The organism is Pseudomonas sp. AC169 (assembly GCF_979258515.1).
Genome location: NZ_OZ409866.1, coordinates 6,656,077 through 6,678,837, shown reverse-complemented (window position 1 = coordinate 6,678,837; position 22,761 = coordinate 6,656,077). Strand labels below are relative to the sequence as shown.

Annotated in this window: 3 protein-coding genes (1 of these 3 only partly in view); all 3 read left to right on the top strand. The window is 63.1% G+C overall.

What is annotated here, in order from left to right:
• Window positions 1–193: 193 nt before the first annotated feature.
• Entirely contained in the window at window positions 194–6,604 is a 6,411-nt protein-coding gene (locus ACZZ0G_RS29605; RefSeq protein WP_463558691.1) for an amino acid adenylation domain-containing protein, read from the top strand.
• Between the two features lie 194 nt (window positions 6,605–6,798).
• On the top strand, window positions 6,799–19,815 hold the full coding sequence (locus tag ACZZ0G_RS29600) for an amino acid adenylation domain-containing protein (protein ID WP_463558690.1): 13,017 nt from the start codon (window positions 6,799–6,801) through the stop codon (window positions 19,813–19,815).
• Window positions 19,812–22,761, top strand: partial view of a non-ribosomal peptide synthase/polyketide synthase gene (locus ACZZ0G_RS29595; RefSeq protein WP_463558689.1) — the start only. It continues 14,894 nt past the right edge of the window; 2,950 of the gene's 17,844 nt are visible here — the first part of the coding sequence; the start codon lies at window positions 19,812–19,814; its stop codon lies off the right edge, out of view. The genes ACZZ0G_RS29600 and ACZZ0G_RS29595 overlap by 4 nt, the downstream gene beginning before the upstream one ends.

Genomic DNA, 22,761 nt, shown 5'->3' with positions numbered 1-22,761 from the left:
GGCGCTGGTATGTGGTTTTTTTCCTACAAGCTTTTCAGTATTTCCTCTCCGATTTTTTAGATCTTGCCTGCGATTACCGCGCCAGCAACGTCTGCCGGGCGTCTCCCGCCGCGTTGATTGTCCGGGTTTCAGGTGTCATGTCGGTGGCGGGGCCGATGCTTGAATACTGGCAAAATCACATGAGAAGGATCTTATGCAGCCTACTTCTGCCAACGTGGCGGGCGATCTGTCCGTGCCTGTCGAGACATTCGCGCTGACCGCTGCCCAGCGGGATATCTGGCTGGACCAACTGAGCCGCGGTGATTCGCCGCTGTATAACATTGGCGGTTACGTCGAACTGAGCGGGCCGCTGGATCCGGCATTGCTGCAATCGGCACTCGAATGCCTGGTCGCAGCGAACGACGCCTTGCGCATCGTGCTGCTGGCGGACGTCGGGCACGACGGGTTGCCGTTGCAAGGGTTCGCACAGAAGTTGCCGGTGGCCATGCCGCTGTTCGATTTCAGCGGGCACCCCGATCCACAGTCGGCGGCTCGGGCGCTGGTCGAAGAGCAAATGGCGCAGGCGTACGTGATGAGCGGGCAAGCGCTGTTCCGCTTCTGTCTGATTCGCCTCGATCATCACCGTTATTGGCTGGCGGCGCAGGCCCATCACTTGATTATCGATGGCTGGGGGTTTGGTCTGCTGTTCAAATCAGTGGGCGACATCTACAGCGCGCTGTCCCGTGGCGAGCGTCCAGATGTGGCGGCACCGTCCTATGTCGGCTTCATCGAAGATGACGCACGCTATCACCAGTCACCACGCTATGCGCTTGATCAGCGCTACTGGCTGGACAAGTACCGCAGCCTTCCCGAACCCTTGTTGATTCCCCGTCACCGCGAACCCCTAGACCCGGAAACGGCGCCCAGTCGCATTCACGTCGAGGCTTTTCCGGCCTTGCTGCATGAACGCATGAAAGACACCGCGCGGCACCTCGGCGGTTCGGCCTTTCATGTGTTGCTGGCGGCGCTGCATGTGTATTTCAGTCGTACCGCGCAACGGGACGAGTGGGTGGTCGGCTTGCCGATTCTCAATCGCTCCGGTGCCCGTTTCAAAAGCACCTTGGGCTTGTTCACCCAGGTCAGTGCAATGCACATGGGCTTCGGTCGAGCGTTGTCATTCGCTGAATTGATCAAGGCAATCGGCGATAGCCTGAAACAGGATTTTCGCCATCAACGCTACCCGCTGAGCGAGATGAACCGCGCGCTGGGCCTGTTGCGTGAAGACCGCGCGCAACTGTTCGAGCTGTCGGTATCCTACGAGCAGGACGACCATGACTACCGTTACGCTGAGGCGCCGGGGCACGTGGTCAAAGTCTCCAACCAGCACGAGGCGACACCGCTGGCCATCCACCTGCGCAGCAATCGTTTCAACGACAAGGCCTGGTTGCATCTGGTGTACTCGCCGGCCTATTTCGCGGCCGATGAGATCACGGCATTCACCGAGCGCTTGTTGCTGATTCTGGAGCAAGGCCTGGAACAACCGCAGTTGTCCGTCGCCGATTTCAACCTCAATAGCCCGGCAGAGCTAGCCCTGCTCAAGGAGTGGAACGACACCCGCGTCAGTTATCCGCAGGGGCAACTGATTCATCAGCGATTCCAATCCCGGGTGGCCGAACAGCCGGACGCTGTGGTCGCCACTTATCAGGGGCGGTCGCTGACTTACGCCGAGCTGAACCAGCAAGCCAATGCGTTGGCTCATCATCTGCTGGGCCTCGGTGTGCGGCCCGATGACAGGGTCGCAATTGTCGCGCGCAGAAGCCTGGAGACATTGGTCGGGCTGCTGGCGATTCTCAAGGCTGGCGCCGCTTATGTGCCGATTGACCCGGCGCATCCACCCGAGCGCCTGAGTTATCTGCTCAGCGACAGCGCTCCGGTGGCGCTGCTGACCCAAAGCGATCTGCGCGAGCGTTTGCCTGCCACCGCGCTGCCGGTGATCGAGCTTGATCGGCGCGAGTGGTCGCTCGACAACTTCACCGATCCGCTCGTGGTGGCTTTGAGCACCAGCCACCTCGCCTATGTGATTTACACCTCCGGCTCAACCGGGTTGCCGAAAGGCGTGATGGTCGAACACCGCACGCTGGGCAATCTGGTCGACTGGCATTGTGCGGCGTTCGGGCTCGGCTCCGGCCAGCACACCTCGAGCCTCGCCGGCTTCGGTTTCGACGCGATGGCGTGGGAGGTCTGGCCGGCGTTGTGTGCCGGGGCGACGCTGCATTTGTCGCCCGCAAGCGAAGGCAGTGAAGACATCGATGCGCTGCTCGCCTGGTGGCGGGCGCAGCCGCTGGACGTGAGCTTTTTGCCAACGCCGATTGCCGAATACGCTTTCAGCAAACAACTCGATCACCCGACCTTGCGCACACTGTTGATTGGCGGTGATCGCCTGCGCCAGTTCAACCGTGCGCAGTCGTTTGCGGTGGTCAACAACTACGGCCCGACCGAAGCCACGGTGGTCGCCACTTCAGGACTGATCGCACCGGGCCAGGCATTGCACATCGGCAAACCGGTGAGCAATGCCACCGCCTACCTGCTCGATGATCAGCAGCGCCCGGTGCCGATCGGCATCATCGGCGAGTTGTATGTCGGTGGCGCCGGGGTCGCTCGGGGCTATCTGAATCGCCCGGAATTGACCGCCGAACGCTTCCTCGACGACCCGTTCAGTGCGCAGCCGGATGCGCGCATGTATCGCACCGGCGACCTCGCGCGGTGGCGCGCCGACGGCAATCTTGAGTACATCGGTCGCAACGATGACCAAGTGAAAGTCCGCGGTGTGCGTGTCGAGTTAGGCGAAATCGAAGCGGCACTGGCCAGCCATGACGCGGTGCAGGAGGCCGTGGTGTTGGTGCGCGACGGTCAATTATTGGCATGGTTCACCGAGCGCGAAGCACTGGACATCCTGCAACTGCACACGCACATGAGCTCCCGTTTGCCAGCCGCGATGCTGCCGGCCGCCTACATTCGCCTGCCGACGTTGCCGCTGACCGCCAACGGCAAACTCGATCGCCAGGCATTGCCGGCACCGGGGCCGGAAGCGTTGATCCGCCGTCAATACGAGGCGCCACAAGGTGACGTCGAAATTGCCTTGGCGCAGATCTGGGCCGAGGTCCTGCAGGTCGAACGGGTAGGGCGTCACGACCATTTCTTCGAGTTGGGCGGGCATTCCTTGTTAGCCGTCGGCCTCATCGAACGCATGCGCCAGATCGGCATGAGCAGCGACGTTCGCGTGTTGTTCAGCCAACCGACACTGGCCGCATTGGCGGCGGCAGAGGGCAGCGGACGTGAAGTCGAGGTGCCGGCCAATCGCATTGCGGCCGATTGCACGCACATCACGCCAGACCTGCTGCCGCTGGTGCAACTGGATCAGGCGATGATCGAGCGTATCGTCGCGACAGTGCCGGGCGGTGCCGCCAATGTGCAGGACATCTACCCGTTGGCGCCGTTGCAGGAAGGCATTCTCTATCATCACATCACTGCCGCGCAGGGTGATCCGTATCTGCTGCAATCATTGCTGGCATTCGACAGCCTCGAACGGGTCGAGGCCTTCGCCGCTGCGCTGCGTCAGGTCATGGCGCGGCACGATATCTTGCGTACGGCGGTGGTTTGGGAAGGGCTGACGTCACCGGTTCAGGTGGTGTGGCGCGAGGCGATTCTGCCGGTGCAGGAGGTCGAGTTCGATCCTGCCTGCGGTGCGATCATCGATCAATTGCACGCGCGTTTCGACGCGCGGCGCTATCGCCTTGATGTCAGTCAGGCCCCGCTGCTGCGGCTGATGTATGCCCGTGATCCCGCCCATAACCGGGTGGTCGGCATCTTGCTGTTCCATCACCTGGCGATGGATCACATTGCGCTGGAGGCGATGCGTGAAGAAATTCACGCCAGCCTGTCCGGGCACGGCGAACCGCTGGCGGCACCGGTGCCGTACCGCAACTATGTGGCGCAAACACGCCTGGGCGTGAGTGAGCAGGAGCATGAAGCGTTCTTCCGGCAGATGCTCGGCGACATCGACGAGCCGACATTGCCGTTCGCTTTGCAGAACGTGCAGGGCGACGGCAGCAACATCGAAGAAGCCGAGCAGGCGCTGGCGAGCGATCTCTATCAGCGCTTGCAGCAGCAGGCGCGTCTGGCCGGCGTGAGTGTCGCCAGCCTGATTCACCTCGCCTGGGCGCAAGTACTGGCGGCAACCTCGGCTCAGCAAAGTGTCGTATTCGGCACGGTGCTGATGGGGCGTATGCAGGGCGGCGCCGGTGCCGACCGGGCGCTGGGTGTGTTTATCAACACTTTGCCGCTGCGGGTCGATGTCGGCGAGGGTGCGCGTGCAGCGGTGAAATCCACCCATGCACGCCTGACCGCTTTGCTCGCCCATGAACACGCGTCCCTGGCGCTGGCCCAGCGGTGCAGCGGCGTTGCTGCGCCAGCGCCGTTGTTCAGCGCCTTGCTCAACTATCGGCACAGCGATGATGTCGAGCAAAAAACCTCCCGGCAGACCTGGCAGGGCATCGAGACCCTGGCCAACGAGGAACGCACCAATTACCCGTTTACCCTGAGTGTCGATGACCTCGGCACGGGCTTGCGTTTGACCACCCGAACCCTGTCGAGCATCGGCGCGCAACGGATTTGCGCTTACGTGCAAGCAGCTTTGAGCGGGTTGGTCGAGGCGCTAGAGAACACACCGCAGCAGCCGCTGAACAGCCTGCCGTTGTTACCGCAGGAAGAACAGCAACGGCTGCTGATCGAGTTCAACGCTACTGAAGTCAACTGCCCCATAGACCAGCCGCTTCAGGCGCTGTTCGAACAACAGGTGCAGCGCAAGCCGGATGCCATCGCCGTGCAGTTCGCCGAACAGCGCCTGACCTATCGCGAGTTGAATGAGCAAGCCAATCGCTTGGCTCATCACCTGCGCGGGCTCGGCGTACAACCGGATTCGCGAGTCGCAATCTGCGTCGAGCGCGGGCCGGAACTGGTGATCGGTCTGCTGGGCATTCTCAAGGCCGGCGGTGCTTATGTGCCGCTCGATCCGGATTATCCGCTGCAACGCCTGAACTACATGTTGCAGGACAGCACACCGGTAGCGCTGCTGGTGCATGCCGCGACGCGTGATCTGCTTGGCGATTCTGACGTGCCGTTGATCGATCTCGACCTCGGCGCCTGGCAGGACCAGCCGCACGACAATCCGCAGGTACCCGGTCTCGGCGCGACGAGTCTGGCCTACATGATCTACACCTCCGGCTCCACCGGCACGCCCAAAGGCGTGATGATCGAGCACCGCAGCGCCTGCAACATGGTGCATTGGGGCTCACAGTTGTCGCCGCCGACCGAGCATGGGGCATTGCTGCAAAAGGCCTCGTACAGTTTCGACAGTTCGGTGTGGGAGATTTTCTGGCCGCTGTGCTCGGGCATGCGCCTGGTGCTGGCGCGGGCCGATGGCAATCGCGATTCGGCGTATGTCACGCAAGTGATCCGCGAGCAGAACATTACCGTGGTGAAGTTCGTGCCGGCCTTGTTGCAGCAGTTCATCGAACAGGGCGATGTCAGCCAGTGCACCAGCCTCACCGACGTGCTCAACGGTGGCGGTGAGTTGACCGTTGCGCTTGCTCGGCAAGTGCGCGAGCGCCTGCCGTGGGTGCGCCTGCACAACGTCTATGGGCCGACCGAAACCACGGTCGACAGCAGTGGCTGGACGCTGCAACCCGGCGAGCCGGTGCCGCCGACAGTGGTGCCAATCGGCAAGGCGCTGAGCAACACGCGCCTGTATGTGCTCAATGCCGGCGATCAACCGGTGCCGTTTGGCGTCAGCGGGCATTTGCACATTGGCGGGGTGGGCGTGGCGCGGGGCTATCTGGGACTGCCGCAATTGCAGGCCGAGCGCTTTATCGACAGTCCATTCGTGGCCGGTGATCGCTTGTATCGCACCGGCGATCTGGTGCGTTACGACGCTGACGGCAATCTCGAATTCCTCGGTCGCAATGACTTCCAGGTCAAGCTGCGCGGGGTGCGTCTCGAGCTGGGCGAGATAGAAGCGCGGCTGCTTGAACACCCGGCCATCCGCGAGGCGGTGGTGCTGGTGCGCGACGAGCGACTGGTGGCGTATTACAGCGTGCGCGCCGAGCAGGCAGCACCGACGCTTGAAGCGTTGCGCGCGCATGTGTTGGCGCGCTTGCCGGAGTTCATGGTGCCTGGTGCCTACGTGATGCTGGCGGCATTGCCCTTGACGCCCAACGACAAAATTGACCGTAAGGCGTTGCCGGAACCGGGGGCGGAGGCGCTGCTCAGTCGGCCTTATGCGGCACCCGAAGGCGACGTGGAAACGGCCCTGGCGCAGATCTGGGCGCAGGTGCTCAAGGTCGAGCAGGTCGGGCGCGACGACAACTTCTTCGAGCTGGGCGGACATTCGTTGCTGGCGGTCAGTCTGGTCGCGCGCATGCGTCTGGCCGGCCTGCATGTCGACGCGCGCACGCTGTTCAGCCAGCCGACGCTGTCGGCGCTGGCGGCCCAGACCTCGCGGCAGGCGAAGCATGTCGAGATCGCCCCGACCACCATCCCCAACCTCAACCGCAAACGCCGGCTCTGACGGCGCACCCAAACCCTGTGGGAGCGAGCTTGCTCGCTCCCACAGGGGGCTTGCGGTGCTCAAGCACGCGGCTTGTCCCCGCTTCCCATGTCAGACACCCACGCCCCGATGTTTTAGTTTTTCCAGGCTGCGCGCCACGTGCACGGACTCGCTGCTGCGCGCTCCTTTTTTCCGTATTTACAGCAGGTTACCTCATGCATTTCAGCGAACTGATGGCTGCCATTTCCACCCATGCGATCCGCCTTCAACAGGAAGATGAAGACCTGGTCATTCTGGGCAGCGACGACGCGCTGGACGACGCGTTGTGGGACAGCCTTTCGGCGCACAAGGCACAGTTGCTGGAGTTGGTCGCCCAACACGGCGGCGACTGGCTGAGTCCTGCGTTTCGCATCACTCCGGACATGCTGCCGCTGGTGAAGCTGAATCAGGACACGCTTGACCGCATCGTCGCCACCGTGCCGGGTGGCGCCGCCAATGTGCAGGACATTTATCCGTTGTCCGCGTTGCAGGAGGGCATGCTGTATCACCATCTCTCGGCCGCTGCCGGCGATCCTTACATCTCTCAGGCGCGCTTCGTGTTCGACAGCCCTGAGCGGCTGGACGCCTTCGCCGACGCGCTGCGTTGGGTGGTCAAACGTCACGACATTCTGCGCACTTCGTTCGTCTGGGAATACCTCGACGAAGCGGTGCAAGTGGTCTGGCGCGAGGCGCCGCTGGTGTGTGAGGAAGTCAGCGTCGACAGTGGCGCCGACGTGCTGACGCAACTGCTCGAACGCCACGACCCGCAGCATTTTCGCCTCGACATGCAGCAGGCGCCGTTGCTGCGCATGGTCTATGCGCAGGATCCTGCTCAGGGCCGCGTGGTGGCGCTGCTGCTGTTTCATCACATGATCATGGACCACGTGGCGCTGGATGTGCTGCGCCGGGAAATCCAGGCTTGTCTGCTCGGGCAGACCGCGCAAGTGCCTGCGGCCGTGCCGTATCGCGATCACTTGGCGATGGCGCGCAATGCCGGCAATCAGCAGGCGCAGGAAGCGTTTTTCCGCGACATGCTCGCCGACATCGACGAGCCGACATTGCCCTGTGGCTTGCAGGATGTGCAGGGCGACGGTCATGCCATTGAAGAAGCTTCTTTGATGCTCGACAGCCGCTTGAGCCAACAGTTACGTGAGCAGGCGCGGCAGCTCGGCGTCAGCGTCGCGAGTCTGACGCACCTGGCGTTGGCGCGGGTGCTGGGGCAATTGTCCGGGCGCACGGCGGTAGTGTTCGGCACCGTGCTGTTGGGGCGGATGGACGCGGGCGAGGGCGGCGAGCAGGCGTTGGGCATGTTCATCAACACCTTGCCGCTGCGGGTTGATGTCGGCGCGCAAAGCGTGCGTGCCGGCGTGCGGGCGACCCATCAGCGCCTGACTGCGTTGCTGGCGCATGAGCAAGCTTCGCTGGCGTTGGCACAACGCTGCAGCGCCGTCGCGGTGCCGACGCCGCTGTTCAGCGCGATCCTCAACTATCGGCACAGCAGCGTCGAAGAAGTCGCTGACGTGGTCGACATTGCCCCCGGTGTGCAGGTATTGGGTGCCCGCGAGCGCACCAACTACCCGCTGACCGTCAACATCGATGACCTCGGCGCTGACTTGCGCATCACCGCACTGGCAGATGCGGCGCTGGGTGCCGAGCGCATGGCCGCGTACCTGCACACGGCGCTGGAGAGTCTGCTTACGGCCCTGCAAACCGGCGCCGATGTGCCGCTGCAAACCCTGCGCATCCTCCCGGCGAGCGAACGCGAACACCTGCTGCGCGGCGTCAATTCGCCGCTGGCACAGTTCCCGCAAACCCCACTGATTCACCAGCAATTCGAAGCCCATGCACAGGCCCGGCCTGATGCTACGGCGCTGATTTTCGAGGGGCAGACGCTCAGCTACGGTGAGCTCAACCGTCGCGCCAATCAGGTTGCGCATCATCTGCTGGCCCTGAACATCCGCCCGGATGACCGCGTGGCAATCTGCGTCGAACGCGGCCCGCAAATGATCATCGGCGTGCTCGGTGTGCTCAAGGCAGGCGCCGGTTATGTGCCGATCGATCCGGCCTATCCGCTCGACAGAATCAGCTTCACCTTGCAGGACAGCGCCCCGGCAGCGCTGCTGATGCAGGCAGCGACCCGCGATCGCGTGGCCGCTCTCGATGTGCCGCAGATCGATCTCGACAGCACTCACCTCAAAGCCGAACTCGACAGCAATCCGCAGATTCCCGAACTGACCCCCGCGCATCTGGCCTACGTGATCTACACCTCCGGTTCCACTGGTCTGCCCAAAGGCGTGATGGTCGAGCATCGCAACGTGGCGCGCTTGTTCACTGCCACCGATGACTGGTTCCAGTTCAATCAACAAGATATCTGGGTGCTGTTCCATTCCTTCGCCTTTGACTTTTCGGTGTGGGAAATCTGGGGCGCGCTGGCGTTCGGCGGGCAACTGCTGTTGATTTCGCAAGCCGTCAGCCGCTCGCCGGACGACTGCTATGCATTGCTCTGCCAGACCGGCGTGACCGTGCTCAACCAGACGCCGAGCGCGTTCCGCCAACTGATCGCCGCCCAGGGCCGCAGTCCGCATCAACACTCGTTGCGGGAAGTTGTTTTCGGCGGCGAAGCGCTGGAGCCGGGCCTGCTCAAACCGTGGTATGCGCGGGTCGGCAATGCCGGAACGCGGCTGGTGAACATGTACGGCATCACCGAAACCACGGTGCACGTGACGTATCGACCGCTGCAAGCCGCCGACGCACAGTTGCTCGGCGTCAGCCCGATTGGCGTGCGCATTCCCGACCTGCAACTTTATGTCCTCGATGCTCAGCGTGAACCCGTTCCAGCCGGGGTGATTGGCGAGTTGTACGTCGGTGGCGCGGGTGTGGCGCGCGGTTATCTGAATCGCGAGGCATTGACCGCCGAGCGCTTTATCAATGATCCGTTCAGCGAAAACGCCGAGGCACGGTTGTATAAAACCGGTGACCTCGCGCGCTGGGCGGCAGATGGCAGCCTCGAATACCTGGGGCGCAACGACGACCAAGTGAAAATTCGCGGTTTCCGTATCGAACTGGGCGAAATCGAAGCGCGGCTATCTACTTGTGAAGGTGTGCGTGAAGCCGTGGTCATCGCCCGTGAGGACAGCCCCGGTGATCAACGTCTGGTTGCCTACTGGCTGGCTGACGAAAGCGCCGCGCCTGACGTGGCGCAATTGCGCGATCATTTGCTGGCCACGCTGGCTGACTACATGGTGCCAAGCGCGTTTGTGCGCCTCGAGGCCTTCCCGCTGACCACCAACGGCAAGCTTGATCGCAAAGCCTTGCCGGCACCGGACAGTGATGCATTCGCCCATCGTGGTTTCGAAGCGCCGGTTGGCGCCGTGGAAAATCTGATCGCCGGGCTCTGGCAAACCTTGCTCGGTGTCGAGCAGGTCGGTCGTCACGACAACTTCTTCGAACTGGGTGGTCATTCGTTGCTGGCGGTCAAGCTGATAGAGCGCATGCGCCAACAGGATCTGCACTGTGACGTGCGCGTGCTGTTCGGGCAGCCGAGCGTGGCGGCACTGGCAGCGACCTTGAGCAGCGAGCGCGGCATCGTCGTTCCCGACAACCAGATCGAACCGGGTTGTACGCGCATTACTCCGGCGATGCTGCCGCTGGCCAATCTCGATCAAGCCGCGATCGACCGCGTCGTTGCAACTGTGCCGGGCGGCATCGCCAATGTGCAGGACATCTACGGTCTGGCGCCGTTGCAGGCGGGGATTCTCTATCACCATCTGGCCACCAGCGCCGGCGATCCGTATGTGTTGCAGGCGCAATTCGCCTTCGACGGTCTGGCGCAGATCAAGGATTTTGTCCGTGCCTTGAATGGCGTGATCAAGCGCCATGACATTCTGCGCACCGGCATCGTCTGGGAAGGATTGGAAGAGGCGGTGCAAGTGGTTTGGCGTGAAGCACCACTGGCACTGGAACGCGTCGATGCCGATGAACTCGACGGCGACGTGCTCGAGCAGATGCAGGCGCGTTTCGATCCACGCCACTATCGTCTGGACCTCAATCGCGCGCCGCTGATGCGCTTTGTCTACACCGAAGATCAGCCTAACCAGCGCTGGATCGGCATCCTCCTGATGCACCATATCGTTCTCGATCACACCGCGCTGGAAGTGCTGGTCACGGAAATGAACGACGTCATGCTTGGTCGCAGCAGCGACCTGCCGCCGCCGGTGCAATACCGCCACTTTGTCGCGCAGGCGCGGCTCGGCGTTGATGATCAGGCCCATGAGGCGTTCTTCCGCGAGATGCTCGCCGATATCGACGAACCGACGGTTGCCTTCGGTTTGCAAGACGTCCATGGCGACGGCAGCGCCATCCTCGACAGCCATGCCGAACTGGACGCCGGCCTCGGCCAACGTCTGCGCGAGCAGGCGCGGCGGTTGGGTGTGAGCGTCGCGAGTCTGGTGCATCAGGCCTGGGCTCAGGTGTTGGCGCAGGTTTCCGGCCAGCAAGACGTGGTGTTCGGCACCGTATTACTCGGGCGGATGCAGGGCGGCGAGGGCGCTGATCGGGCGTTGGGCATGTTCATCAACACCTTGCCGTTGCGCGTCAGCGTCGGGGCGGACTCGGTAGAAAGCAGCGTGCGTGCCACCCATGCGCGTCTGGCGCAGTTGCTTGGCCATGAGCAAGCCTCGCTGGCACTGGCCCAGCGTTGCAGCGCTGTCGCCGGTTCGCAGGCGCTGTTCAGCACCTTGCTCAACTACCGCCACAGTGCGCCGGAGTCGGCCGCTGTAACGTGGGACGGCGTGCAGATTCTCAGCTCCCGCGAACGCAGCAACTATCCGCTGGTGGTCAGTGTCGACGATCTCGGCGAAGGTTTCCGCTTGAGCGTGCAAGCCGTGCCGCAGGTTGATGGCGCACGGGTCTGCGATTACTTGCAAACCGCATTGCACAGCCTGGTCACGGCGCTGGAGTACACGCCGACGGCGCCGTTGCAGCAGCTGTCGATTGTGTCGCCAAGTGAGCGGCAGCGGGTACTGGTCGGCTTCAATATCAGCGGTCGTCAATATCCGCCCGCGCAGACAGTGCCGCGTCTCTTTGAAGCGCAAGTGTTGGCGCATCCCGAGGCGCTGGCGGTGGTGCAGGGCGAGCGACAGCTCAGCTACCGCGAACTGAATCAGCGCGCCAATCGTCTCGCTCATCACTTGATCGGCCTCGGGGTACAAGGCGATGACCGCGTCGCGCTGTGCCTGCGTCGCGGCCCGGACATGCTTGTTGCAATGCTGGCAATTCTCAAGGCTGGCGCGGGTTATGTGCCGATCGATGCGGATTATCCGGCAGAACGTATTGCCTACCTGTTGCAGGACAGCGACCCGATCGCGGTGCTGGCACAGGCGTCGACGCGCGACCTGCTCGGCGTTGTCCCGGTGATTGATCTGGACGCCAGCGACTGGCGCCACCTGCCTGACAGCAATCCGCAACGGCCGGGGCTGACGCCGGCGAATCTGGCCTACGTGATCTACACCTCGGGTTCTACCGGGCAGCCGAAAGGCGTGATGGTCGAGCACCGTACCCTGGAAAACCTCGTGCACTGGCACGCCGAAGCCTTCGACCTGCACGCCGGTATCCACACTGCCAGCGTCGCCGGTTGTGGTTTCGATGCCATGGCCTGGGAAGTCTGGCCAGCGCTGTGCGTCGGCGCGACCGTGCATCTGCCGCCGCCCGCGATCAAAAATGAACACCTCGATGAATTGCTCGAGTGGTGGCGCGCGCAGCCGTTGCAGGTGAGCTTTCTGCCGACCCCGGTGGCCGAATACGCGTTCAGTCGCGAGCTGAGCCATCCGACCCTGCGTACGCTGCTGATCGGTGGCGACAAGTTGCGGCAGTTCCCGCGTGAGCAGACGTTCGACGTGATCAATAACTACGGCCCGACCGAAGCCACGGTGGTAGCGACTTCCGGGCGCATCGAACCCGGGCGGATTTTGCACATCGGCCGGCCAATCGCCAATGCGCGGATTTATCTATTGGATCGCCAGCAACAGCCCGTGCCGACCGGTGTGCAGGGCGAGTTGTATGTCGGTGGCGCCGGGGTTGCACGCGGCTATCTGAATCGCCCGGATTTGACCGCCACACAGTTCCTCGACGACCCGTTCAGCGACGAGCCGCACGCACGGATGTACCGCACCGGTGACCTCGCGCGCTGGCTGGCTGACGGCAATATCGAATACCTCGGGCGCAACGACGATCAGGTGAAACTGCGCGGCGTGCGCATTGAACTCGGGGAAATCGAAGCGGCGCTGAGCGCTCACGCCGCGGTCCGCGAATGCGTGGTGCTGGTGCGTGACGGGCGTTTGGTCGCCTGGTTCACCGCAATCAAATCGGTCGAGATCGGCGACTTGCATCAGCATCTGCAAGCACGACTGCCCGACACATTGGTGCCGGCGGCTTATGTGCGCCTGGACAGCCTGCCGCTGACCGCCCATGGCAAACTCGACCGCAAGGCCTTGCCCGAACCGGATCAGGATGCGTGGCTCAGCCGTGAATATGCAGCGCCGCAAGGCCCGGTCGAGATCGCGTTGGCGCAGATCTGGGCCGACGTACTCAACATCGAGAAGATTGGCCGTCACGACAATTTTTTCGAACTCGGCGGCCATTCGCTGTTGGCGGTGAGCCTGATCGAACGCATGCGTCAGGCCGGTTTGAGCGCCGATGTGCGCGTGCTGTTCAATCAGCCGAGCCTGGCTGCACTGGCGCGTGCCTTGGGCAGTGGCCGGGAGATCGCAGTGCCGGCCAATCTGATTGCGGCCGATTGCACGCACATCACCCCAGAGATGTTGACCCTGACCACACTCGATCAGGCCAGCATCGAGCGCATCGTCGCGACGGTCCCGGGCGGCGCTGCCAACGTGCAGGATATCTATCCGCTGGCACCGTTGCAGGAAGGCATTCTTTATCACCATCTCAGTGCCGAGCAGGGCGATCCGTATCTGCTGCAATCGCGTCTGGCTTTCGACAGCCTCGAACGTTTACAGACCTTTGCCGCGCACTTGCAGCAGGTCATTGCGCGCCACGACATTCTGCGCACCAGCGTAGTCTGGGAAGGCTTGCCCAGCCCGCAGCAAGTGGTCTGGCGTCAGGCGCAGATGGTCGTGCAAAAGGTGCCGCTGGATGCGCAGGACGGCGACATTCTCGAGCAGTTGCATGCGCGTTTCGATGCCCGGCATTTCCGCCTCGACCTCAATCAGGCACCGTTGATCCGCATGGTCTACGCCGAGGATCCGGCACAACAGCAAGTCGTCGCCATCGTGTTGTTCCATCACTCGATTCTCGACCACACCGCCATGGACGTGATCGGCCGGGAAATGCACGCGTTGATGTTCGAAAGGATCGACACGCTGACGCCGCCGATGCCTTACCGCAATTACGTGGCGCAGGCACGCTTGGGCGCCGACGAGCAGGCGCACGAAGCGTTCTTCCGCGAGATGCTTGGCGATATCGACGAGCCGACCTTGCCCTTCGGTCTGCAGGATGTGCAGGGCGACGGACGTGGCATCGAAGAAGCGCTGCAAGCGGTCGATGCCGGGCTCAATCTGCGCCTGCGTGAACAGGCCCGGCAGTTGGGGGTCAGCCCGGCGAGCCTGATGCACATGGCCTGGGCGCAGGTGCTGGGCGTGGTCTCCGGCCGCCGCGACGTGGTGTTCGGCACCGTGTTGATGGGGCGGATGCAGGGCGGTGAGGGCGCCGACCGCACGCTGGGGGTGTTCATCAATACCTTGCCGCTGCGAGTTGATCTCGCTGAAGGCGTACGCGCCGGGGTGAAGTCCACCCATGCGCGGCTGACGGCGTTGCTCGGCCATGAGCACGCCTCGTTGGCGCTGGCTCAACGATGCACTGGCATGGCCGGTTCCGCGCCGCTGTTCAGCGCCTTGCTCAACTACCGCCACAGCGCCGCCGCACAACAGCCGCGCGACGGTCAGGGCATCTGGCAGGGCGTGCGCATGCTTGGCGGTGAGGAGCGCAGCAACTATCCGCTGACTCTGTCGGTGGATGATCTGGGCGAAGGGTTTGCCCTCGACGTACTGGCAGTCGCCGAGATCGGTGCGCAACGGATTTGCAGTTACATGCACACCGCACTCGAACATCTGGTGACGGCACTGGAAGAAGCACCGCAACGTCCGCTCAACCGTTTGCCAGTGCTCTCGGTGACGGAATACGAACACCTGCTGGCCGGCTTCAACCAGCACTCAGCGGCTTATCCGCGTGGCGCGACGATTCACCGCCTGGTCGAGGCTCAGGCCGAGCAGCAACCAGATGCACCGGCAGTGGTTCAAGGCGCCCGGCAACTGACCTACGCTCAGCTCAATCAGCGCGCCAATCGTCTGGCCCATCACTTGCTCGGGCTCGGCGTGCAGCCCGACGACCGCATCGCCGTGTGTCTGCGCCGTGGCCCGGACATGCTCGTTGCGCTGCTGGCGATCCTCAAGGCCGGCGCCGCTTATGTGCCGGTCGATCCGGCGTACCCGGCGGAACGCATCGCCTATCTGCTGCAGGACAGCGCGCCGATGGCGGTGCTGGCGCAGGCTGCGACGGCTGATTTGCTTGGCGTTGTGCCGTTGATTGATCTGGACCATCCCACTTGGCAGCACTTGTCCGAGAGCAATCCGCAAGTACCGACGCTGACCCCGGCGCATCTGGCCTATGTGATCTACACCTCGGGTTCCACCGGCCAACCGAAAGGCGTAATGGTCGAACACGCGACGCTGGAAAACCTCGTGCATTGGCACAATGGCGCCTTTGACCTGCGCGCTGGCAGCCACACGTCGAGTGTCGCCGGTTTCGGTTTCGATGCGATGGCGTGGGAGGTCTGGCCGGCGCTGTGTGTCGGCGCGACCCTGCATCTGCCACCGCAATCGGTGAGTAACGAGCACCTCGACGAGTTGCTGGAATGGTGGCGCGCGCAGCCGTTGCAGGTGAGTTTCCTGCCGACGCCCGTCGCCGAATACGCGTTCAGTCGCGACCTCGGCCACCCGACCTTGCGCACGCTGTTGATCGGTGGCGACAAACTGCGCCAGTTCCCCCGCGAGCAGACTTTCGCGGTGATCAATAACTACGGCCCGACCGAAGCCACGGTGGTTGCCACCTCCGGCGCGGTCGAGGCCGGGCAGGTGTTGCATATCGGTCGGCCGATGGCCAACGCGAAGATTTACCTGCTTGACGACCAGCAGCGGCCCGTACCGGTCGGTGTCGCTGGCGAGTTGTATGTCGGCGGCGCCGGTGTCGCGCGCGGTTATCTGCATCGCCCCGAACTGAGCGCCGAACGCTTCCTCGACGATCCGTTCAGCGACGAACCGCAGGCGCGCATGTACCGCACCGGCGACCTCGCACGCTGGCTCGCCGACGGCACAATCGAATTTCTGGGACGCAACGATGATCAGGTCAAACTGCGCGGCATGCGCATCGAACTGGGGGAAATCGAAGCGGCATTGAGCGGTCACGAAGCGGTGCAGGATTGCGTGGTGCTGGTGCGCGACAGCCAGTTGCTGGCGTGGTTTACCGAACGCCTGAATGTCGAGATCGAGGATTTGCGCAGTCATCTGCAGGCGCAGTTGCCGCAAGCGCTGGTGCCTGCCGCTTACGTGCGCCTGCAATCGCTGCCGCTGACCGCCAACGGCAAACTCGACCGCAAGGCCTTGCCGGAGCCGGATCAAACGGCGTGGCTGAGCCGCGAATACGCCGCGCCACAGGGTTCGGTGGAAATCGCCCTGGCGCAAATATGGTCTGACGTGCTCAAGGTCGAGCAGGTCGGTCGCCACGACAACTTCTTTGAACTGGGCGGGCATTCGTTGCTGGCGGTGACGCTGATCGAACGCATGCGTCAGGTCGATCTGAGCACCGACGTGCGCGTGCTGTTCAGCCAACCGACATTGGCCGCGCTGGCGGCGGCGGTGGGCAGCGGTCGCGAGGTCGCCGTGCCGGACAATCTGATTGCCGCCGATTGCACGCAGATCACCCCGGACATGCTGCCGCTGGTGCAACTGGATCAGGCCAGTATCGAACGCATTGTCGCCACGGTGCCGGGAGGTGCGGCCAATGTGCAGGATATTTATCCGCTGGCGCCGTTGCAGGAGGGGATTCTGTATCACCACCTCAGCGCGGCTCAGGGCGATCCGTACCTGCTGCAATCGTGCCTGGCGTTCGACAGCCTCGAACGTTTTCAGGCGTTCGCGGCGGCGTTGCGTCAGGTCATGACACGTCACGACATCCTGCGCACTTCCGTGGTCTGGCAAGGCTTGGCGACGCCGGTGCAAGTGGTCTGGCGCCGCGCTGAGCTGCCGGTCCAGGCCGTGGCGCTGGAGCCTGCGCAGGGTGAGGCCATCGATCAACTGCGCGCGCGCTTCGATGCGCGGCACTGGCGTCTGGACCTGGATCAGGCACCGCTGCTGCGTCTGGTGTATGCCCTCGACCCGGACAATCAGCGTGTCGTCGCCATGCTGTTGTTCCACCACATCGCCATGGATCACACCGCGCTGGCGGTGGTCAGCGACGAAATACAGGCGATTTTGCAGGGCGATGAGCAGTTGCCGGAGGCAGCGGTGCCGTACCGCAATTATGTTGCGCAGACCCGCCTCGGCGTCAGCGAGCAAGAGCACGAAGCGTTCTTCCGCGAGATGCTCGGCGACATCGACGAACCGACACTGCCGTTCGGTTTGCAGGATGTCCACGGCGACGGTAACGACATCGAGGAAGTCTGTCAGCCGCTGCCCGCCGTGGTGGCGCAACGTCTGCGCAGTCAGGCGCGGTTACTCGGCGTGAGCGTCGCCAGTCTGTTCCATCTCGCTTGGGCACAGGTGCTGGCGGCGACGTCCGGTCAGGAGCGGGTGGTGTTCGGCACGGTGCTGCTGGGCCGCATGCAGGGCGGGGCGGGCGCGGATCGCGGCTTGGGCATGTTCATCAACACCTTGCCATTGCGTGTGGATGTCGACGAAAGCAACGTGCGCGCCGGGGTCAAGGCGACGCATGCACGGCTCAGTGCGCTGTTGGCCCACGAACATGCTTCGCTGGCGCTGGCCCAGCGTTGCAGCGGTGTTGCGGCGCCGTCGCCGTTGTTCAGCGCGATGCTCAACTACCGGCACAGCGACAGTGACGTCCGCCAAGACGCCAAGCGTGAGGCTTGGCAAGGCATTGAAGCCCTTGCCGGCGAGGAGCGCACCAATTACCCGTTGACCCTCAACGTCGACGATCTCGGCAGCGGTTTCGAACTGACGGTGATGACTCCCTCGCGCATTGGTGCGGCACGCATCGGCCAGTACATGCACAACGCGCTGATCGCACTGGTTGAAGCATTGGAGCACGCACCGCAGCACGCGTTGAATCGCCTGACGGTGTTGTCGGACGAGGAGCAGCAGACGTTGCTGTTCGGCCTCAACGACACCGCCGTCGATTACGATTTGCAGCAGACGCTGCATGGTTTGTTCGAGGCGCAGGTGCAGCGTTCGCCGGAGGCTGCGGCGGTCATTGCCGGCGATCAGGCATTGAGCTACACGCAGTTGAACGAACGCGCTAATCGCTTGGCCCGGCACTTGATCAGTCTTGGCGTGCAGGTGGATTCGCGGGTGGCAATCTGCGTCGAACGCAGCCTGGAAATGGTCATCGGCCTGCTGGCGATCAACAAGGCCGGCGCCGCTTATGTACCGCTGGATCCGGCCTATCCGCCGGAACGGCTCGCCTACATGCTCGAGGACAGCGCGCCAGCCGTGGTGCTGGTGCACGGGGCGACCCGTTCGTCGCTGGGGGATATCACGACACCGATGGTCGACCTCGACCAGAACACTTGGCAATCCTTGTCCGCCGAAAATCCGCAAATCCCGGCGCTGACACCACAACACAGCGCCTACGTGATCTACACCTCCGGCTCCACCGGCCAACCGAAAGGCGTGGTCAACGAGCATGCCGGAGTGGTCAACCGCTTGTTGTGGATGCAGGACGCCTATCGCCTGACCGCTGCCGATTCGGTGTTGCAGAAAACCCCGTTCAGCTTCGACGTATCGGTGTGGGAGTTCTTCTGGCCGCTGATGACCGGTGCGCGACTGGTCATGGCGCGGCCCGACGGGCACAAGGATCCGCAATACCTCAGCGATGTAATCGAGCGCGAACACATCACCACGCTGCACTTTGTGCCGTCGATGCTCGATGTGTTCCTCGCCAACAGCGACACCACGCGTTGCGACAGCCTGCGTCAGGTGATGTGCAGCGGTGAGGCGTTGCCGGGCAGTCTGGTGCGGCGTTTCAAACTTCAGTTAACCGGCAGCGAGTTGCATAACCTCTACGGTCCGACCGAAGCCGCCGTCGACGTCACCGCTTGGGATTGCGCCGGATCGATCGAGCAGACTCCGGACAACACGCCAATCGGCAAACCGATCGCCAACACCCGGATGTACATCCTCGATGCGCAACAGCAGCCGGTGCTGCAAGGCGTGGTCGGTGAGTTGTACATCGCCGGTGTGCAGGTGGCGCGCGGTTATCTGAACCGACCGCAGCTGACCGCCGAACGCTTCCTTGATGACCCGTTTCATCCGCACGGGCGCATGTACCGCACCGGCGACGTTGCGCGGTATCGGCCGGACGGCAATATCGAGTACCTGGGGCGTAACGATGATCAGGTGAAGATCCGTGGCTTGCGTATCGAACTGGGCGAAATTCAGGCGCGCCTGACCCAGATCGAAGGTGTGCAGGAGGCCGTGGTGGTCGCCCGTGAAGACGTGCCGGGCGACAAACGTCTGGTCGCGTATTACTCCGGTGAACGGCTGGACATCGACCTGCTGCGCAGTCATTTGCTTGAGCACTTGCCCGACTACATGGTGCCCGCCGTGTTCGTGTATCTCGACGCCTTGCCGCTGAGCCCCAACGGCAAGCTCGACCGCAAGGCGTTGCCGGCACCGGATCAGCAATCGCTGAAAACCCGCGAATACGAAGCCCCGGTCGGCGACGTCGAAATCACCCTCGCACGGCTCTGGGCCGAACTGCTCAACGTCGAACGGGTAGGGCGTCACGACCATTTCTTCGAATTGGGTGGTCACTCATTACTGGCGGTCAGTCTGATCGGCCGGTTGCGTCAGGAAGGCATGGAAGCCGATGTCAGGGCGTTGTTCGAACAACCGACCCTGGCCGGCTACGCCGCAATTACGGAAAGAATGGAGATCGTCCTGTGAATGTGCTCGAACTGTTGGCAACCCTGAAGGCAAAAGACATTCAGTTGGCGGTGACCGATGAGCAATTGCGCGTCAATGGCAACAAACAGGCGTTGAGCGATCCGGCGTTGCTGGCCGCGCTGCGCGAGCACAAACCGGCGCTGATTGAACTGATCAAGGCCGGCCAATACTCGGCCACCCGCGTCGGCCAGATCGACGTTCCGGCCAACGGCATTCTTTTCGGCAGCACGCACATCACGCCAGCGATGGTGACCCTCGCTGAAGTGGATCAGCCGACCCTTGACCGTTTGATCGCCGAGGTGCCGGGCGGCGCCGCCAATGTGCAGGATATCTACCCACTGGCGCCGTTGCAGGAAGGCATTCTCTATCACCACGCGAGCAACGAGCAGGGCGATCCTTACGTCATGCAATCGTACTTTGCGTTCAGCAGCCGTGAGCGTCTGCATGACTTCGCTCAAGCCTTGCAAAAGGTTATCGATCGTCATGACATCCTGCGCACGGCGGTGCATTGGGAAGGGCTGGACGTGCCGCTGCAAGTGGTCTGGCGCCAAGCGCAACTGCCGTTGGAAGAGGTCATGCTGCGCGACGACGGAAGCGATGCGCTGCAGCAACTGCACGAGCGTTTCGATGCGCGACATTTCCGTCTTGACGTCCGGCACGCGCCGATGATGCGTCTGGCCTACGCGTGGGATGAGGGCGGGCAGCGCGTGGTCGCGACGTTGTTGTTCCATCACATGGCCTTGGATCACTCGGCGCTCGATGTGGTGCGTCACGAACTGCTCGCCTGCCTCACCGGTCAGGATCAATCGCTCGGCCGGCCGGTGCCGTTTCGCAATTACGTGGCGCAAGCGCGGCTGGGCATCAGCGAAGCCGAACACGAGGTGTTTTTCCGCGAGATGCTCGCGGACATTGCCGAGCCAACGCTGCCGTACGGTTTGCAGGACGTGCAGGGCGACGGCCTCGGCATCGCCGAGCTGAGCCTGCCGATCAATCCGTTGCTCGGCCAGCGTCTGCGCGCGCAGGCGCGGCAGCTCGGCGTGAGTGCCGCGAGCCTGTTTCACCTGGGCTGGGCACAGGTATTGGCGGTGCTCACCGGCAAACAAAACGTAGTGTTCGGTACGGTACTGATGGGCCGCATGCAGGGCGCCGAAGCCACCGAACGGGCGCTGGGGATTTTCATCAACACCTTGCCGCTGCGGGTCGATGTCGATGCGCAGGGCGTGCGTGCGGCGGTGGAGGCGACGCACAAACGCCTGACCACATTGATGCGCCACGAACACGCGCCGCTGGCACTGGCCCAGCGTTGCAGCGGCGTGGTCGCGCCGACGCCGTTGTTCAGTGCCTTGCTCAATTACCGTCACAGCCACACGGCGGCGACGGCCAGTGCCGAGGTGCTTGCCGCTTGGGAAGGCATCAGCACGATCAGCTCCGAAGAACGCACCAACTATCCGCTGACCCTGAGTGTCGATGATTTCGGCGATGCGTTCAGCCTGACCTTGCTCGCCACCACTGAGGTCGATCCACAGCGTATCTGCGCTTACCTGCATTGCGCCCTGGAAAGTCTGGTGTTGGCGCTGGAGCAGGCGCCGGACACAGCACTCAACCACTTGCCGATTCTGCCGGCGGCCGAGCGCGAGCAGTTGCTGCTGGCGTTCAATGCCACTCACGCCGACTACCCGGCAACGCTGACCATTGCCCAGCGTTTCGAAGCGCAAGTGGCGCAGCGGCCCGAAGCCGTGGCCGCGCAATACCTCGGTGAGCAACTGAGCTATGCCGAACTCAACCGGCATGCCAACGCCTTGGCCCAGCATCTGATAGTGCTCGGGGTCAAGCCGGATGATCGCATCGCCATCGTCGCCCGCCGTGGCCTCGATACGCTGGTCGGGCTGGTCGCCATTCTCAAGGCCGGCGCCGGTTATGTGCCGGTCGACCCGGCACACCCGGCCGAGCGTCTGCACTACTTGCTGAGCGACAGCGCCCCCGTCGCCGTGCTCACTCAAAACAATTTGCTTGAGCGCTTGCCGGCGCTGGCGGTGCCGGTGATCGATCTCGACCCGCTGACCTGGCCGCTCAGCGAAACCTCTGATCCGCACGTGCCGGGCCTGACCACCGCGCATCTGGCCTACGTGATCTACACCTCCGGTTCCACCGGTCTGCCCAAAGGCGTGATGGTCGAACACCGCACCTTGTCGAATCTGGTCGACTGGCATTGCTCAGCGTTTGATCTGTGCGCCGGTCGCCACACTTCAAGCCTTGCCGGCTTCGGTTTCGACGCCATGGCCTGGGAGGTCTGGCCGGCGTTGTGTGCCGGCGCGACCCTGCATCTGGCACCGACGCACGAGGGCAGCGAGGACATTGATGCGCTGCTCGATTGGTGGTGCGCGCAGCCGCTGGACGTGAGTTTCCTGCCGACACCCGTCGCCGAATATGCCTTCAGCCAGAACCTCGAACACCCGACGCTGCGCACGCTGCTGATCGGTGGCGACCGCTTGCGCCAGTTCAGCCGCAACCAGCAATTCGACGTGATAAACAACTACGGCCCGACCGAAGCCACCGTGGTCGCCACCTCTGGCCGCATCGAGGCGGGCGACGCTTTGCACATTGGCAAACCGGTGGCCAACGCCACGGTGTACTTGCTCGATGAACAGCAGCGGCCGGTGCCGATTGGCGTCATGGGCGAGTTGTATGTGGGCGGTGCGGGGGTCGCTCGCGGTTATTTGAACCGTGCCGACCTGAGCGCCGAACGCTTCCTCCACGACCCGTTCAGTGCCTTGCCGAATGCGCGCATGTATCGCACAGGTGACCTCGCACGCTGGCGTGCCGACGGCACGATCGAGTACCTGGGGCGTAACGACGATCAGGTGAAAATCCGTGGTGTGCGCATCGAACTCGGCGAAATCGAAACCCGCCTGAATCAGTTGCCCGGCATTCAGGAAGCCGTATTAC